We start from the raw sequence: 16,551 nt of genomic DNA, 5'->3' as shown, positions 1-16,551 counted from the left end.
GCAGGCGGGTGAACTAAACAGCAACAGTCTCGGGTTACCAGGTGTCGACGAACGGGCGTGTGCCCTTCTTCAGCGCCTCGTCCGGCGCCGAGTGCAGGCCACGCATCAGCCAGTCGCGGGTTTCCAGCGGGTCGATCACCGCGTCGATCTCGAGGAAGCTGGCCATGCTGATGCCCTTGCCGCGCTGGTACAGCTCGGCGACCAGTTTCTCGAAGGTCGCCTGACGCTCGCCCTCGTCCTCAATCGCCGCCAGCTCTTTCGAGTAGCCCAGACGCACCGCACCTTCCAGCCCCATCGCACCGAACTCGCTGCTTGGCCAGCCGATAGTGAACATCGGTGCGTGGAAGCTGCCCGCTGCCATTGCCTGCGCGCCCAGGCCGTAGCCCTTGCGCAGCACCACGGTGAAGAACGGGATGCTCAGGCTGGCGGCGGTGACAAACATGCGCGAGACATGGCGCACGGTGCCCTGCTGCTCGGCATCCGGGCCGACCATAAAGCCGGGGGTGTCGCACAGCGAAACCATCGGCAGACCGTGGGCCTGACACAGCTGCATGAAGCGCGCCGCCTTGTCACCGGAGACGGCATCAATGGCGCCACCGAGATGCATCGGGTTATTGGCGATCAGGCCGAAGGCGCGGCCCTCGATGCGAATCAGCGCGGTGATCAGCCCCGGCGCAAACTCGCGGCGCAGCTCCAGCACCGAATCGCGGTCGGCCAGGGTTTCGATCACCTTGCGGATGTCATACACGCGCAGGCGGTTTTCCGGAATCAGGTGGCGCAGCTCGCGCTGGTCCGCCGCTTCCCAGTCCGTCAGATCACCCTGGAAGTAGGACAGGTACTGCTTGGCCACTGCGGTGGCTTCAGCCTCATCGCGCACCCGCACGTCGATTACCCCGTTCGGACTCTGCATGCTGGTCGGGCCAACCTGCTCCGGGGTAAAGCGGCCGAGGCCGCCGCCTTCGATCATCGCCGGCCCGGCCATGCCGATGGTGGCGTTCTCGGTGGCGATGATTACGTCGCAACAGCCCAGCAGCGCTGCGTTACCGGCGAAGCAGCGACCGGAGACGATACCGACGGTGGGCACCATGCCGGATAGCCGCGCCATGCGCATGAAGGTGGTGCAGTCCAGTCCGGCCACGCCGACCTTGTCGATATCGCCGGGGCGTCCGCCACCGCCCTCGGTGAAGAACACCAGCGGCAGTTTCCACTGCTCGGCCAGCTCGAGCATGCGGTCGGTCTTCTTGTGGTTGGTGACGCCCTGGGTGCCGGCGAACACCGTATAGTCGTAGGACAGCGCCATGCAGCGGGCGGCGTGTTCGCCGAATTTGTCGGCATTGATGGTGCCTATGCCGTTGATCAGGCCGTCCGCCGGGCTCATTTTTAGCAGCTCTTCGTGAGTGCGGCGGGTACGTTGGGCGGCGAGGGCAAAGCCGCCGTATTCGATAAAACTGCCCTCGTCGAGCAGGTCGGCGAGGTTCTCGCGGGCGGTACGCTGGCCGGTCTTGCGGCGCTTGGCGACGGCCTCCGGGCGGCGCTCGTCGGTCAGTTCGGCGCGGCGCTCCAGCACTTCCTGCAGGTCGGCGCGGATATGGTCGATGGCGACGGTCTCTTCATCCTGCTGGGCATTGCCTGCGACTTCGGCGGGCTCCAGATAGAGCAGGGCGCTCCCCTCGAACAGGCTGTCGCCGGGATTGGCTGCCAGTGCGCGGACGATGCCGCTCTGGGTTGCCTTGACCACAAACTCCATCTTCATGGCTTCCATGATCGCGACCTGCTGGCCGACGGCGACGCTGTCGCCAATTTGCACATCCAGGCTGACCAGCACGCCCTGTACCGGCGCATTCAGCGGCTCGGTACCGGCGGGGGCGTCGGTTTGCGCATTGCTTGCGGTGGCGGCGCTGGCGCTGCCCTGGAAGAACCGGTGCGGATGGGCGCTGGCGTGGGCGGCAGTCAGGCTGCCAGCTTCGGCTTCGATAAAGGCGGTGGATACGTCGTTGCTCTGTACCCGGGGATGCTGCAGCAGGTTCTGCAGCAGGTGCAGGTTGCTGGCGGCGCCTTCCAGACGGAACTCGCACAGCGCGCGGTAGGCGCGGCGCAGAGTGTTCGGATAGTCACCGTTTGCGTGCACGATCAGCTTGGCCAGCAGCGAGTCGTAGCGCGGGCTGGTGGTGTAACCGGCGTAGCCGTAGCCATCGACGCGGATGCCCGGGCCACTGGGCGGCTGATAGGCGCTGAGCGTGCCGCCAGCCGGGCGGGTGCTGCCGTCGGCGGCCATGCTTTCCAGATTGATGCGCAGCTGCACGGCAAAGCCGCGGGCGGCGGGGATGTTGGCCTGGGTCAGTCCCAGCTCGGCCAGCGTCTTGCCAGCGGCGAGCTGGATCTGAGTCACCGCCAGATCCAGACCGGTCACCGCTTCGGTTACCGTGTGTTCGACCTGAATGCGCGGGTTGGCTTCCATAAACACGAAGTCGCCACGCTCCTCGTCGAGCAGAAACTCGACGGTACACAGGCCGCGGTAGCCAACCGCGCGGGTCAGGGTGCAGGCGGCGGCGTGCAGTTGCTCGCGCACAGCCGGATCAAGACTCGGCGCCGGGGCAACTTCCAGCAGCTTCTGGTTACGGCGTTGCAGGGTGCAGTCGCGCTCCCAGACGTGGGCAACCTCAGTGCCGTCGCCAATGATTTGCACCTCGATATGACGGGCGCGGTGAATCAGCCGTTCGACATACAGATCGCCACGGCCAAAGGCGGCGGTGGCCTCCGAACTGCAGCGGGCGAAGGCGTCGTCCAGCTCGGTAAGGTCATGAACCGCGCGCATGCCGCGCCCGCCGCCGCCAGCCAGTGCCTTGAGCATCACCGCTGCACCGTCGCCGAGCGACTGCATAAAGTCGCGTGCCTGCTCCAGCGTGGTCGGCTCGTTGGTGCCCTGGGTCAGGGGTACACCCTGCTGCTTCGCCAGTCGGCGCGCACTGGCCTTGTCGCCGAAGGTGTCGAGCACGTCCGGGGTCGGGCCGATAAAGGTGATGCCGGCCTGCTGGCAGGCGCGGGCGAAGTCGGCGTTTTCGCTGAGAAAACCGTAACCGGGGTGGATGGCATCGCAATTTTGTTCCTTGGCGATGCGAATCAGCTGTGCTGCGTCCAGATAGGCGGCAACACCCTGGCTCTGCAACGCGATGGCCTGATCGGCGCTGCGTACGTGCAGCGCCTGGGCGTCATCTTCGGCGTAGACGGCAACGCTGGTGGCGTCGCAGTCGGCGATGGCGCGGGCCAGACGAATGGCGATTTCGCCACGGTTGGCGATAAGAATGCGGTTGAATGCCATGGGTTAGTTGATCCAGTCCTGTAGTTCCTGTTTCTTGACCTTGCCGGTCGCGGTCATCGGCAGTGTATCGACCAGCCGAATCTCCGGCACCTTGTAGATCGCCATCGCCTGTTTGCACCAGTCGCGCAACGACTCGGCGCTGGCCTGGCTGCCGGGCTTGGTGATGATGAAGGCAAGGGGCGTCTGGCCGCGCTGCGGGTCGGGCTTGCCGATGACCGCTGAGGCCAGAATATCCGGGTGCTGGCCGAGCATGGCTTCCAGCTCGCTGGGAAACACACTCATGCCGTTGACCTTGAGCATTTCCTTGCGCCGGCCGAGGTAGCGGATAAAGCCCTGCTCGGTGATTACGCCGCTGTCGCCGGTATGCAGCCAGCCGCCGTCACGCAGCGCCTCGGCGCTGGCGTCGGGTTTGTTCCAGTAGCCCTTGAGCAGCGACGGACTGCGCAGGCACAGCTCGCCTTCGCTGCCCAGTGGCAGCAGCGCGCCGGTGTCGAAGTCGCAGACCTTGAACTCGGTACCGGGCACCGGCAGGCCGACGAAGGTGGGCTCGGATTTCAGATCGAAGTCGTCATCCTGCAGGCCGGCGGTAAAGGTGTCGCAGGTGTGGGTTTCGGTCATGCCGAAGCTGGTTTCGAACAGGGTGCAGCCGGTCAGCTCGCGCCAGCGGCGGCGGTATTCCGGGGTCAGCTTCTTGATAAAGGAGACGCAGCTGGTGGTTTCGAGCGAGCTGAAGTCGAACTCGCTGACCTGCGGGTGATCGAGCACCTCGGAGGCGCTGTCGACCAGCAGGCCGGTTTGGCTAACGCGGTAGTGCTGGATCGCACTCATAAAGGTCAGCGCATCCCAGCGGGCCAGCAAGACCAGCGTGGTGCCGGCGAAAACGGGGAACAGCAGGCCGGAGTTCTCGCCGGCGATCCAGAATTCCGGCATGAAGTTCAGGCCGATGCGCTCCTCGTCAAAGCCCATGGCGACCGGGACAAAGCTGGCGCAGGTGTAAAGCATGTCTCCGTGGGTATGAATGCAACCCTTCGGCAGACCGGTGGTGCCGCCGGTGTAGTTGAGCGCGGCGGTGTCGTCCAGGTTCAGCCTGGGCAGGTTCTGCGGCGCGGGGGCCGTGGTAGCCAGTGCGGACATCAGGTCGATGCTGTCAGTGACGGGCAGTTTGGGTGCCTGCAGCAGATCCGGTACCGGAATCGGCGGCTGGGCCGGGCAGAGTTCGGACAGGCTGGTGGAGAACACCTGCTCCAGCGCGGTCTGCTCGCGAATCTCGCGTACCACCGGCAGCAACTGGTCGAAGCAGATGATGGCGCGGGCGCCACAATCGTCGAGCTGGTAGCTCAGTTCCATGCCCTTGGCCATCGGGCTGACCGGGGCGTGGATCGCGCCCATCTTGAGGATGCCGTAGAAAGCGATATGCAGCTGCGGGCAGTTGGGCATGAACACCGCAACCCGGTCACCCGGCTTGATGCCTTGGGCCTGCAGCAGGGCGGCGCAGCGATTGCTCAGGTCATCCAGCTCGGCGTAGGTCAGTTGATGGCCATAAAAATGCACGGCAACGCGGTCCGGCGTGGTTCTGGCCCAGTGGGCGAGGTATTCGGTCAGCGGTCGTTCACCCTGAGGGTAGACGGGGGTGGTCGGTTTGCCTGCCGGCCAGACCTTGGCCTGAATCGCCTTGAGGGTATCGAGATAGTCCTGCTCGTGCATGTCCGTGCCTCTTGCTGTTGTTATCGCTCAAGCTTAGGAGCTGTCGAGGCGGATAAGAAGCGATCAATATTCATTCAGAACCATGATTGCCATTCATGGTTTGGCTGCAGGCGCGTAATCTCGGGCCTATAGCCCATGGCGCAGGTGTTTGTTGATGAGTGAAAAGAATGATTCCCCATCATTGGCCCGGATTGATCTCAATCTGTTTCGGGTATTTGAGGTGGTTTACCGCGAGCGCAACCTGACCCGTGCGGCGGCGGTGCTGCATGTCAGCCAGTCCGCGGTCAGCCACTCGCTGGCACGGCTGCGTGAGCATTTTTCCGACCCGCTGTTCGTGCGTGAGGGCAGGGGCGTTACCCCGACCGCCGCGGCAATGCGTCTGGCGCCCGGGATTATCGACAGTCTGAGTCGGCTGCAGCAAAGCCTCGGCTATCTGCAGCAGTTTGATCCGCAGGAGGATGCGCGTACCTTCACTATCAGCCTGCCGGAGCAACTGGAGCCGGTACTGATTCCGCCGCTGCTGACCCGGTTGCGTGAACTCGCACCGCGCAGCCGAGTGCGCACGGTGGGTGTGCGCTGGTCCGAGCTGAAGCTGGAGCTGGCCGCCGGGCGAATCGATCTGGCGGTGCAGATTGCGCGGCCTGCCGATGCCAGTCTGCGGCAGATGCAATTGGTCAAGGAACCGCTGTGCGTGGTCGCCGGGCCGCAGTTTACGGGTGAACTGACAGCGGACAGCTATATGGCTGCCGAGCATATCGCGGTAGCGTCCTGGCGGCGCGGGCTGTCCTATGAGGATCTGGCGCTGGGGCATCTGGGGCTGATGCGCAATGTGGTGCAGCAATGCCAGAGTTATCAGGCGGCGAGTCTGGTGGTGGCGCAGACGCCATTACTGCTGACCATGTCGCGGCGTCATGCCGAGTTGATTAACCGGCCGCTGGGCAACCGGCTGCTGGTCATGCCGCTGCCATTGCCCGAAATTGGTCTGACCCTCTACTGGCACAAGGGCATGGAGCATGACCCGGTCAACCGCTGGTTGCGGCGCCAGGTCCATGCGTTGGCTCAGAACAGCTCGAGTGGTGAGACGCTGCCGTCGCCGTTGCTGTAGCCGCCCATTTCAAGCTCGCTGTAGGGCGGCGGCGCCTCTTCCTGCTTGAATATCTCCAGGAAGGCTTCACTGCTGCCGGGAGGGGCGCTGCGCCCGGTGGCGGGATCGATTCGTGCCGTTACCAGCCCGCTCGGCATGGGGATGGTCCGGTCCGGGACGCCTTCCAGCGCGGCGCCCATGAACTGCATCCAGATCGGCAGCGCGGCGGTACCGCCGTATTCGCGGCGCCCCAGCGTCGCGGGCTGGTCGAATCCGACCCAAGCGGTGGCCACCAGATCGGGGTTGTAGCCGGAGAACCAGGCATCCTTCTGGTCGTTGGTGGTCCCGGTCTTGCCCGCCAGGTCATTGCGTTGCAGTGCTCGTGCACGGACGGCGGTGCCGCGGCGCACAACGTCCTGAAGCATGCTGTTCAGCTGGTAGATGGTGCGCGCATCGACGATGCGCTCCGCGGCGACCGGCTCTTCTGCGGCCTCGGCTTCCTGGCGATCTGCATAGCTTTGCAGGCGCGCGGTCTGCTCTTCGGTCAACTCGGGCGTTACCGCCGGTCGAGCGTAGTCGATCAGGTTGCCGTAACGGTCTTCGATGCGCTCAACCAGGTAGGGTTTGACCGCATAGCCGCCGTTGGCAAATGCGGTATAACCCTGGGCAATCTGCAGCGGCGTCAGCTCGGAGGTGCCGAGCGAGGCAGACAGGTTGCGAGGCAGCTCTTCACGGCTGAAGCCGAAACGCTCGATATAGGTCAGTGCCTTGTCGACGCCCAGATCCTGCATCAGGCGAATGGAAACCAGGTTGCGAGAACGATACAGCGCTTCGCGCAGGCGGATCGGGCCGAGGAAATCCCCGCCCGAGTTCTGCGGGCGCCAGATCGAGTCCAGGTAGTCGTCAACAAAAATCAGCGGCGCATCGTTGACCAGGCTGGCCGGGTTGTAGCCGTTGTCCAGTGCCGCGCAGTACAGGAATGGCTTGAAACTGGAGCCGGGCTGCCGGCGTGCCTGGGTAACCCGGTTGTAGTTGCTCTGCAGGAACGAGAAACCGCCGATCAGTGCCTTGATTGCGCCGTCCTGCGGGCCCAGCACCACCAGTGCGCTCTGCGCCTGCGGGATTTGCGCCAGACGGAACTGGTCCCCTTCGAGGCGGCTGACCCGGATGATGTCACCCGGTTTGAGCACGTCAGCGGGTTTGCCCGGACGCGGCCCCATGCTGTTGGCGCTGAGGTAGGGGCGTGCCCAGTTCATGTTCTCCCAGGTGATGATCCCCGCCTGCTTGCGGCGCAGGCGAATCTCGACATTGTCGCCGTTCACTGCCGAAACCAGCGCCGGCTCCAGTCCGCCCATGCTGCGGTAGCCTTCGAGCATGGCCAGGCCCTGCTCCAACGTGATCTCGGGGTTGCGCGACTCGGGGCCACGGTAACCGTGGCGGCGGTCATACTCCTGCAGGCCATCGCGCAGGGCGCCGTTGGCCATTTCCTGCAGTCGACTGTCGACGGTGGTGTAGACGTTGAAGCCTTGGGTGTAAGCCTCGTTTCCGTAGCGCTCGACCATCTCAAGGCGGGCCATCTCGGCAATATAGGGTGCTTCCATTTCAGGGTTGGCGCCGTGATTGCGTGCGGTAATTGGCGTCGCAACGGCTTCTCGGTAACTTGCTTCATCGATGTAGCCAAGCGTCAGCATGCGGTCGAGAATCCAGTCTCGGCGTACCTTGGTGCGTTCCGGGTTGGCAATCGGGTTGTAGCGCGAAGGCGCCTTGGGCAGGCCGGCGATCATTGCGAGATCGGCCAGGGGTAATTCATTAATAGACTTGCCGTAATACACCTGCGCGGCGGCTTCGATCCCGTAGGCGCGGTTGCCAAGGTAGATCTTGTTCACATATAACTCGAAAATTTCCTGCTTGCTGAGATTGCGCTCGATTTGCAGAGCCAGCAGGATTTCGTTCAGCTTGCGCGAGAACACGCGCTTGCTCGACAGGAAGTAATTCTTGGCGACCTGCATGGTGATTGTGCTGCCGCCGGTCTGGATGTGACCGGTCTGCACAAGCTCTGCGGCAGCACGCAGCAGGCCCATTGGGTCGACGCCATGGTGATTCAGGAAATTGTCATCTTCTGCAGCAAGCAGGGCGTGGACGAAAGCCGGTGGAATCTGCTCGTAACTGATCGGGAAACGACGCATTTCGCCGAACTCTGCAATCAGTCGATTATCTGTGCTATATATCCGCAACGGAGTCTGCAGTTCGACGTCTCGAAGGGTTTCGACGTCAGGCAGCGAGGGGCTCAGATAGAGCGCGACGCCGCTGAGCACCATGGCTGGAGCGCATGCCAGCGCCAGAACTGACCAGAATAGAAACTTCAGCAATCGCATAAGGGATGCGGAATTCCCTGATTAATTAGAACGTTAGCAGGATTGCTAAACGAGAACGGGATAACAGTCTGCATTATAAGCGTATTTTTTTTGTTTTAGCCATTTGCGCTTGTACAAGTCCTGTTATTTAATGTAGGAAAACATAAACCGTCCGTAAGTGTCGGATGCTGATAGGAAATTGGCTGTGCTAGGGCTCTTCAAGAAAAAAGCGAATACGCTGCTGGGCATCGACATCAGCTCCACCACCGTGAAGCTGCTCGAACTCAGCCGCTCCGGTGGCCGCTACAAGGTCGAGGCCTACGCGGTCGAACCTCTCCCTCCTGCTTCGGTAGTGGAGAAGAACATTGTCGAACTCGAAGGCGTCGGACAGGCGCTGGAGAAGGTTCTGGCACGATCGAAATCGTCGCTCAGGCAGGCCGCAGTGGCGGTAGCCGGATCCGCGGTGATCACCAAGGTGATCGAGATGGATGCCGGGCTTGATCCTGACGAGATGGAAGAACAGATCAAGATCGAAGCCGACCAGTACATTCCCTACCCGCTGGACGAGGTTGCCATCGACTTCGAAGTCCAGGGCGTTTCCCCTCGCAATCCCGCCAGAGAAGAAGTGTTGCTCGCTGCCTGTCGCCGTGAAAATGTCGATATCCGCGAAGCCGCGCTGGCACTTGCCGGTCTGACCGCCAAGATTGTCGAGGTCGAGGCTTACGCGATGGAACGTGCCTGCGAGCTTGTTATCGGGCAGCTGGATGCGGGCCACGACGACCTGACCATCGCGGTGATCGACATCGGTGCAACCATGATGACCCTGAGTGTGCTCAGTGGTGGTCGCACCATTTATACCCGCGAGCAGCTGTTTGGCGGCAAGCAACTGACGGATGAGATTCAGCGCCGTTACGGCTTGTCCCAGGACGAGGCCGGGCTTGCCAAGAAGCAGGGCGGTCTTCCCGACGATTATGAAGTCGAGGTGCTGGGTCCCTTCAAGGATGCAGTGGTGCAGCAGGTATCCCGATCGCTGCAGTTTTTCTTTGCCGGCGGGCAATACAACGACGTCGACTACATCTTGCTGGCCGGTGGTACCGCTTCGATTCCAGGGCTGGATCAGTTGGTACAGCAGAAAATTGGTACCACCACTCTGGTTGCCAACCCCTTTGCAAACATGACCCTGTCAAACAAGGTTGATGCGGTTGCCCTGAGCAATGACGCGCCCGCCCTGATGATTGCGTGTGGTCTGGCAATGAGGAGTTTTGACTGATGGCTCGCATTAACCTGTTGCCTTGGCGCGAGCAGCTGAGGGAAGAGCGAAAAAAGGAATTTCTGACCATTCTGGCACTGGTTGTCCTGTTTGCAGGGGCACTGGTGTTTTTGGCTGACCGCTACGTCAATGGGCAGATCGAGAATCAGAACGCACGCAATGCCTTTATCAAGACCGAAATTGCCCAGCTTGAGCGGCGTATCAAGGAAATCGAACAATTGCAGGCGCGGCGCGCCCAGTTGCTGGATCGGATGAAGATTATCCAGGATCTGCAGGGCAAGCGGCCCATCATTGTTCGTGTCTTTGATGAGTTGGCGCGCACGTTGCCCGACGGAGTCTACTTTACGGACGTCGGTATGAAGGGCAGTGCGATTTCCATCAAGGGTGGGGCAGAGTCCAACAGCCGTGTGTCCAATCTGATGCGTCAGCTGGATGCGTCTGATTGGCTGACCGCTCCGAACCTGACTGCCGTCAAGGCAGTTACCTCGGGTGCTCTGGATCAGGCCAACGTGTTTGAGTTGACCGTAAAACAAACCGAGCCCAGAGCCGGTGCCGCTGAGGGAGAGCAGCAGCAATGAGTTTCGCTCAATCCATGGAAAGTCTGAAGAAGATCGATTTAAACGATCTTGACTTCAATAATATTGGCTCCTGGCCGGGAGCACTCAAGGTCATCGTCTGCGTGCTGGTGTTTATCGCGCTGCTGGCGGCGGGCTACCAGTTCCATCTGAAGGATCTGAGAGTAGGGCTGGAGCGTGTCCAGGCTCAGGAAGTGGCTCTGCGCAAGGAGTTCGAGGACAAGTCGTTCCGCGCCGCGAACCTTGAAGCCTATAAGGAGCAACTGGCCGAAATCGAGGAGCGCTTCAGCGGTCTCCTCAAGCAGCTGCCGAAGGACAGCGAAGTCCCCGGTTTGCTCGAAGACATTACCCAGATGGGGCTGAACAGCGGGCTGGAGTTCGAGTCGATCACCCTGCGTCCCGAGCAGGCCAAGCAGTTCTATGTTGAGCTGCCGATCAATATCGTGGTTCGTGGCAGCTACCATGATCTGGCGACCTTCGTCAGCGGTGTTGCCGGCCTGCCGCGTATCGTGACGCTCGGTGATTTCACTATCAAACCGGTCAGCGGGAACAACCCTGATTTGCTGGCGATGAACATCGTTGCGAAAACCTACCGCTACAATGATGCCGGAGGTCAGCAATGAACTTGACCTGGCGAATGACCGGATTGACGCTGCTGGCGGCGTTTTCGCTCAGTGGCTGTGGCAGTAACGATTTTTCCGATCTGCAGCAATTCATGGACGATGTGCGCGCGCGTCCTGCGGGCAAGATCGAGGCGTTGCCACGCTTTGAACCCTATGAGGCCTTCACCTACAGCGCGGCGTCCCTGCGCAGCCCCTTCCAGCCGCCGATCAAGATTGATCTGTCGCAGCGTCAAAAAGGGTCCCAGGACATTAAGCCTGACGAAAACCGCGTCAAGCAGTTCCTTGAAGGGTTCAACATCGAGAGTTTCCAAATGGTCGGTACCATCAGTAACGCCGAGGGAATGCAGGCGCTTATCTCGGGTGCCGGCAGTGTGCACCGGGTCAGAATTGGCGATTACCTCGGACGTAATCATGGACGTGTCACCGGGATCGAAGAAAATCGCGTTGATGTAGTTGAAATCGTGCCGGACGGAGAAGGCGGGTGGTTGGAGCGACCGCGCACCCTCAGCCTTGCTGAGCGCGGGTAGGACAACCAGGGAGAGAAAACATGAACTGCAAACAGTCACGCGTGGAACGCAAGCAAATGTCTCTGACCAGAATTTTTCCGCTCGCAGCAGTAATGTCACTGCTGAGTCCGTTAGCCCTTGCGGCTGATCTGCAACGTATGGATGTCGCTTCTCTGCCTGGTGATCGGGTAGAGCTCAAGCTGAGCTTCGACGAGCCTGTCACCGGCTCGCCGAAGGGTTACACCATCGACCAGCCGGCGCGGATCGCGCTGGACCTGCCAGGCGTGAAGAACAAGCTTGGTGAGCGCAGTCGCGAGCTAGGCCTGGGTAATGCCCGAAGCGTGACCGTCGTTGAGGCCGGTGACCGCACCCGCCTGATCATCAATTTGGCCAGCTTGGCGCCCTATACCACCCGCGCTGAAGGCAATGACCTGTACGTCATGGTTGGTGCAACGGAAACGGCAGTGGCAGCGCCGGTCACCACGACTGCCGCCACTCCGGTGGCCACCAACAGTAATTGGCGCACGGACAACGAGCCGGCAGTGTCCAGTCCGGTCGTCAGTGGTCGCGCGATCACCAGCCTGGACTTCCAGCGTGGCAGTGACGGCTCCGGTAATGTCGTTATCGATTTGAGTGATCCCACTATCCGGGTCGACGTGGAGGAGCAGGGCGGTCGCGTCAAGCTCAACTTCCCCAATACCCGTCTGCCTGACGAGCTGCGTGTTCAGCTGGACGTCAAGGACTTCGCCACGCCGGTGAATTTCGTCAATGCCAGTGGCAGCGGCGACAATGCGTCTATCGTGATTGAGCCGACCGGCTATTACGAGCATCTGGTATATCAGGCTGATAATCGCCTGACCGTCAGTTTCAAGCCGCTGACCCGCGCTGAGGTTGAGCAGCGTCGTGCTGATGCGTTCACCTATACCGGTGAGAAGCTGTCACTGAACTTCCAGGATATCGAAGTGCGCTCGGTGCTGCAGTTGATTGCCGACTTCACCGACCTGAATCTGGTAGCCAGTGATACCGTTCAGGGCAGCATCACGCTGCGCCTGCAGAACGTGCCATGGGACCAGGCACTGGATCTGGTGCTCAAGACCAAAGGTCTGGATAAGCGTCAGGTGGGTAATGTGTTGCTGGTAGCGCCGGCAGACGAGATTGCTGCCCGCGAGCGCCAGGAGCTGGAGGCGCAGAAGCAGATTGCCGAGCTGGCACCGCTGCGTCGGGAGCTGATCCAGGTCAATTACGCCAAGGCGGCGGATATTGCCAAGCTGTTTGCCTCAGTAACGGCGGCTGATGCCGACTCCCAACGGGGTTCGCTGACGGTTGATGAGCGTACCAACAGCATTATCGCGCTGGAAACCCAGCAAAAGCTGGACGAGCTGCGCCGCATTGTGACCCAGTTGGACATTCCGGTTCGTCAGGTCATGATTGAAGCCCGGATTGTTGAAGCCAACGTTGGTTTCGACAAGGCCCTGGGTGTTCGCTGGGGTGGCGCGTTCAATCTGGGTGGCAACTTCTCCGCATTCGGTAAGGATGGTCAGACCGAAATCGTTGACGCGCCGGACTTTCTGCCGCCGGATACTACCTCTGGTGGCTATTACGGTGTACCGGAGCGCCCGGCAAACTCGCCGTTCGTCGATATGGGCGTAGTGGGCTCCACCTCGGGGATCGGCATCGGCTTTATTACCGACAACACTATTCTGGATCTGCAACTGTCCGCTATGGAGAGTACCGGTAACGGCGAGGTGATTTCTCAGCCGAAGGTGGTGACCTCCGACAAGGAAACGGCAAAGATCCTGAAAGGTTCGGAAATTCCGTATCAGGAAGCCAGCTCCAGCGGTGCCACCACGACGTCCTTTGCCGATGCAGTGCTGTCGCTGGAAGTGACCCCCCAGATCACTCCGGACAACCAGGTGATCATGGAAGTTATCGTGACCAAGGATGAGCCGGACTTCTCCAACCAGGTGAACGGGGTGCCGACCATTCGAAAGAATGAGGTCAATGCCAATATCCTGGTTGCCGACGGTGAAACTATCGTGATCGGTGGCGTATTCCAGAGCGAGACCTCCAGTGCTCAGGAAAAGGTACCTTTCCTTGGTGATCTGCCGTTGCTCGGCCGGATGTTCCGTCGTGACGTAACTGCAGAAAGCAAGACCGAGCTGCTGATTTTCCTGACGCCGCGGATTATCAATAACGGTGCTATCACGCTGGCCAGGTAATCTTCTTGCGTAACGTCTTTCTGATAGGCCCGATGGGTGCTGGAAAAAGCACCATCGGGCGTTTGCTTGCCAAAGAGCTTAAATACCCCTTCAAGGACTCCGATCGAGAAATTGAGGTGCGCACTGGTGCAGACATCCCCTGGATCTTCGATGTTGAGGGCGAAGAGGGGTTTCGCCAGCGTGAAGAGGCGATGATTGCCGAGCTGGTCCACGAGGACGGAATCGTGCTGGCAACAGGTGGTGGCGTTGTCATGCGCCCGGCCAATCGTGCTGCGCTTAAATCTGGCGGTCTGGTTGTATACCTGCGCACCAGTGTCGAGCAGCAGCTGCAACGTACGGCCAAGGATCGTCAGCGCCCTCTGCTGCAAACCGCCGATCCCGAGGCTGTGCTGCGTGACCTGATGGCCAAGCGAGATCCGCTCTATCGGGAAATTGCCGACCTGATCATCGAAACGGATCAACGCGGCCCCAAGGTGGTTGTTAACGCCATTCTGGCCAAGCTGCAGGAAGCCTGAGTTTTACAGCTTTTGCTTCTCCTCCCTCCCGTATCGCAGCTTCCCGCGACTGTTGTATCCTGTGCCAGCTGAATGGGGAGTGCTTTGATGCAGGTTCTGAATGTCGATCTAGGTGATCGCAGTTATCCAATTTATATCGGCTCGGGTCTGATGGCCCAGGCTGAGGTGTTCGCTCGTCATATCGGCGGTCGGCAGGTGTGCATCGTCACCGATGATACCGTCGCGCCGCTATATCTTGAGTCTCTGCAGCAGGTGCTCAGTGACTACAAGGTAACCTCGGTGGTCTTGCCGACGGGTGAGGCCTACAAGAACTGGGCAACACTGCAGCAGATTTTCGATGCCCTGCTGGCGGAACGCCATGATCGCCGAACAACGCTCATTGCCCTTGGTGGTGGTGTAATTGGTGACATGACGGGCTTCGCAGCGTCTGCCTACCAGCGCGGTGTCGATTTCATTCAGGTGCCGACCACCCTGTTGTCGCAGGTTGACTCTTCTGTGGGCGGCAAGACCGGCATCAATCATCCGGCAGGCAAGAATATGATCGGCGCCTTCTATCAGCCCAAGGCGGTGATTATCGACACTGACAGCCTCAAGACCCTGCCGGGTCGTGAGGTCAGCGCCGGGCTGGCGGAGATAATCAAGTACGGCCTGATCAGGGATGAAGCTTTTCTTGGCTGGCTGGAACGGAATATGGTCGGCTTGCGTCAACTCGATACCACGCTGGTGACCGAGGCGATCATGCGCTCCTGTGCTATCAAGGCCGAAGTTGTTGCTGCTGATGAGCGCGAAGGCGGTGTGCGCGCGATTCTTAATCTGGGGCACACCTTCGGTCACGCCATTGAGGCGCACCAGGGCTACGGCAGCTGGTTGCACGGAGAGGCCGTGGGCGCCGGTATGGTCATGGCGCTTGACCTGTCGGAGCGGCTTGGCTGGATCTCCGCTGTTGACCGAAAACGGGGCGAATCCGTCATCGCTGCGGCTGGATTGCCGGTTTGTGCGCCTGTCGGTATGCGGGCGTCCGACTTTGAGCGTCTGATGGCAGTGGATAAAAAGGTGCTCGACGGTCAACTGCGTCTGGTGCTGCTGCGCCGGATTGGCGGCGCTGAAGTGACGGCCGATTATGACGTCTTGGCGCTTCGTGAATGCCTGCAGGACAGTGAACAATGAGTAACGGTTTTGATGAAGTTTTCAGTGCGGTGAGCCAGCCGGACGAGTTGCTGGAGCATTACCAGCTAAGTCACGATCCCTTTGCCGCGCGGGCTCCAGGCTTCAAGTTCTTTACGCCGAAAAGAAAGCCGGTCCTCGCCGAGTTGCACCATCTTGCTCGTTATGGCCACAAGGTACTGGTGGTAGCGGGACCGCAGGGTGCCGGCAAGACGTTGTTGCGCCAGGCGCTGGTTGCCAGCAGTAACAAGGATACCGTTCAGTGTGTTGTGCTGTCTGCGCGTGAGCACGCGTCTGAGGCGGCCTTGCTGGCACAGCTTTGTCAGGCGCTCAATACCGAGCAGCGCGATGTGGCCAGTCTGCTGCAGAAGGCGCAACAAAGCGAGCTGGTAGGCATTCAGCTTTATCTGGTCATTGATGATGCCGAGCTGCTTGAGTCATCGGCCATCAGCATGTTGTGTGAAATCGCTGAAGCCGGCAGCTTTGCGCCGCGGGTATTCCTGTTTGCCGATAGCGAATCGGTGGAGCGTTTTGCCTCTGCCTCTGCGGGTGACGAGGTCGGCAATGTTCATGTTGTCAGTCTGGCCGCGCTGGATGTTAACGAAACCCGCGACTATCTCGCCCAGCGCCTGGAAGGCGCCGGTCAGGGAATCGAGCTGCTCAGCGACGAGCAGATTGAGGAGATTCACCGCCTCAGCGGTGGCTGGCCCGGCGGAATCAATCTGGCAGGACGTCAGGTTATGCTTCGGGCGATGCAGCAGGAGCCGCTGGCAGCGCGCACTTCCAGCTCGGGCGGTATACCGTTCAAGGCGCTGGCGGCGCTTGGCCTGATTGGACTGGGTGTTGCCGTGGCCTGGTATATGGGTGACCGGACACCGGTTGAGCCGGAGCGCACGGTGCTGCAGTTGCCGGAGCCGGTCATTGAGGCGCAAATTGAGGCACCTGAGCCGATTGCGCCGCCGGTACCGGCCTCGGCTTCTGCTCAGAACGACGGTGGCAATCAAATGCCGCCGTCAACCGCTGGCCTCGTTGATGCGCCGGTGCTGGTAGAGGGCGATGAGTCTGTCCCGGTTCGTGCGCCCGAATTGGAGGTTGCGCAATCCGATTCCTCGACACAGCCTGTTCCAGCTCCAGCTCCAGCTCCAGCTCCAGCTCCAGCTCCAGCTCCAGCTCCAGCTCCAGCTCCAGCTCCAGCTCCAGCTCCAGCTCCGACGCCAG

The 16,551-nt window shown here is 60.8% G+C and carries 12 protein-coding genes; 9 read left to right on the top strand and 3 right to left on the bottom strand.

Going from position 1 to position 16,551, the window contains the following annotated elements:
* Nucleotides 1-34: 34 nt before the first annotated feature.
* Both B7O88_RS15060 and B7O88_RS15055 read right to left on the bottom strand, forming a co-directional pair.
* Nucleotides 35-3,319, bottom strand: coding sequence for an acetyl-CoA carboxylase family protein (locus tag B7O88_RS15060; protein WP_088277129.1), 3,285 nt, complete (start codon nucleotides 3,317-3,319; stop codon nucleotides 35-37).
* A gap of 3 nt (nucleotides 3,320-3,322) precedes the next feature.
* Nucleotides 3,323-5,023, bottom strand: a complete 1,701-nt coding sequence (locus B7O88_RS15055) for an AMP-binding protein (RefSeq protein WP_088277127.1) — start codon at nucleotides 5,021-5,023, stop codon at nucleotides 3,323-3,325.
* Nucleotides 5,024-5,177: 154 nt separating this feature from the next.
* Here B7O88_RS15055 and B7O88_RS15050 point away from each other — a divergent pair, with 154 nt between their 5' ends.
* The gene (locus tag B7O88_RS15050; protein ID WP_088277125.1) at nucleotides 5,178-6,128 is read left to right on the top strand and encodes a LysR family transcriptional regulator; all 951 of its coding nucleotides are present in this window, start codon (nucleotides 5,178-5,180) and stop codon (nucleotides 6,126-6,128) included.
* Here B7O88_RS15050 and B7O88_RS15045 read toward each other — a convergent pair.
* The gene (locus tag B7O88_RS15045) at nucleotides 6,083-8,482 is read right to left on the bottom strand and encodes a penicillin-binding protein 1A (protein WP_088277123.1); all 2,400 of its coding nucleotides are present in this window, start codon (nucleotides 8,480-8,482) and stop codon (nucleotides 6,083-6,085) included. The two genes, B7O88_RS15050 and B7O88_RS15045, sit on opposite strands and share 46 nt — an antisense overlap.
* A gap of 184 nt (nucleotides 8,483-8,666) precedes the next feature.
* Here B7O88_RS15045 and B7O88_RS15040 point away from each other — a divergent pair, with 184 nt between their 5' ends.
* The 8 genes from B7O88_RS15040 to B7O88_RS18005 all read left to right on the top strand — a co-directional run.
* Nucleotides 8,667-9,731, top strand: coding sequence for a pilus assembly protein PilM (locus B7O88_RS15040; protein WP_088277121.1), 1,065 nt, complete (start codon nucleotides 8,667-8,669; stop codon nucleotides 9,729-9,731).
* Nucleotides 9,731-10,309 carry a PilN domain-containing protein gene (locus B7O88_RS15035; RefSeq protein WP_088277119.1) on the top strand — a complete coding sequence of 193 codons (579 nt, stop codon included), beginning with the start codon at nucleotides 9,731-9,733 and terminating at the stop codon, nucleotides 10,307-10,309. Before B7O88_RS15040 ends, B7O88_RS15035 begins: the two co-directional genes overlap by 1 nt.
* Complete coding sequence (locus B7O88_RS15030) at nucleotides 10,306-10,929, top strand: type IV pilus inner membrane component PilO (protein ID WP_088277117.1); 624 nt, start codon at nucleotides 10,306-10,308, stop codon at nucleotides 10,927-10,929. The genes B7O88_RS15035 and B7O88_RS15030 overlap by 4 nt, the downstream gene beginning before the upstream one ends.
* A gap of 14 nt (nucleotides 10,930-10,943) precedes the next feature.
* Nucleotides 10,944-11,456: a type 4a pilus biogenesis lipoprotein PilP gene (gene pilP, locus B7O88_RS15025; protein WP_088277191.1), complete on the top strand. Its 513-nt coding sequence runs from the start codon at nucleotides 10,944-10,946 to the stop codon at nucleotides 11,454-11,456.
* 56 nt (nucleotides 11,457-11,512) lie between these two features.
* The gene (pilQ, locus tag B7O88_RS15020; protein WP_088277189.1) at nucleotides 11,513-13,654 is read left to right on the top strand and encodes a type IV pilus secretin PilQ; all 2,142 of its coding nucleotides are present in this window, start codon (nucleotides 11,513-11,515) and stop codon (nucleotides 13,652-13,654) included.
* 5 nt (nucleotides 13,655-13,659) lie between these two features.
* Nucleotides 13,660-14,169 carry a shikimate kinase AroK gene (gene aroK, locus B7O88_RS15015; protein WP_088277115.1) on the top strand — a complete coding sequence of 170 codons (510 nt, stop codon included), beginning with the start codon at nucleotides 13,660-13,662 and terminating at the stop codon, nucleotides 14,167-14,169.
* Nucleotides 14,170-14,256: 87 nt separating this feature from the next.
* Nucleotides 14,257-15,336 (top strand): 3-dehydroquinate synthase, encoded by a 1,080-nt coding sequence (gene aroB / locus B7O88_RS15010; protein ID WP_088277113.1) that lies wholly within the window; start codon nucleotides 14,257-14,259, stop codon nucleotides 15,334-15,336.
* A partial coding sequence (locus B7O88_RS18005; protein WP_088277111.1) for an ExeA family protein occupies nucleotides 15,333-16,551 on the top strand: 1,219 nt, incomplete at its 3' end. The genes aroB and B7O88_RS18005, both read left to right, overlap by 4 nt.

Origin of the sequence: Halopseudomonas aestusnigri, assembly GCF_002197985.1 — a bacterium.
GTDB lineage: Bacteria > Pseudomonadota > Gammaproteobacteria > Pseudomonadales > Pseudomonadaceae > Halopseudomonas > Halopseudomonas aestusnigri.
This window is presented reverse-complemented; position numbering and strand designations above follow the sequence as displayed.

What these genes read in the sequence shown, in the direction of transcription:
- B7O88_RS15060 (WP_088277129.1), bottom strand. Translation starts at nt 3,319, where the DNA reads ATGGCATTCAACCGCATTCTTATCGCCAACCGTGGCGAAATCGCCATT.
- B7O88_RS15055 (WP_088277127.1), bottom strand. Translation starts at nt 5,023, where the DNA reads ATGCACGAGCAGGACTATCTCGATACCCTCAAGGCGATTCAGGCCAAG.
- B7O88_RS15050 (WP_088277125.1), top strand. Translation starts at nt 5,178, where the DNA reads ATGAGTGAAAAGAATGATTCCCCATCATTGGCCCGGATTGATCTCAAT.
- B7O88_RS15045 (WP_088277123.1), bottom strand. Translation starts at nt 8,482, where the DNA reads ATGCGATTGCTGAAGTTTCTATTCTGGTCAGTTCTGGCGCTGGCATGC.
- B7O88_RS15035 (WP_088277119.1), top strand. Translation starts at nt 9,731, where the DNA reads ATGGCTCGCATTAACCTGTTGCCTTGGCGCGAGCAGCTGAGGGAAGAG.
- B7O88_RS15030 (WP_088277117.1), top strand. Translation starts at nt 10,306, where the DNA reads ATGAGTTTCGCTCAATCCATGGAAAGTCTGAAGAAGATCGATTTAAAC.
- pilP (WP_088277191.1), top strand. Translation starts at nt 10,944, where the DNA reads ATGACCGGATTGACGCTGCTGGCGGCGTTTTCGCTCAGTGGCTGTGGC.
- pilQ (WP_088277189.1), top strand. Translation starts at nt 11,513, where the DNA reads ATGTCTCTGACCAGAATTTTTCCGCTCGCAGCAGTAATGTCACTGCTG.
- aroB (WP_088277113.1), top strand. Translation starts at nt 14,257, where the DNA reads ATGCAGGTTCTGAATGTCGATCTAGGTGATCGCAGTTATCCAATTTAT.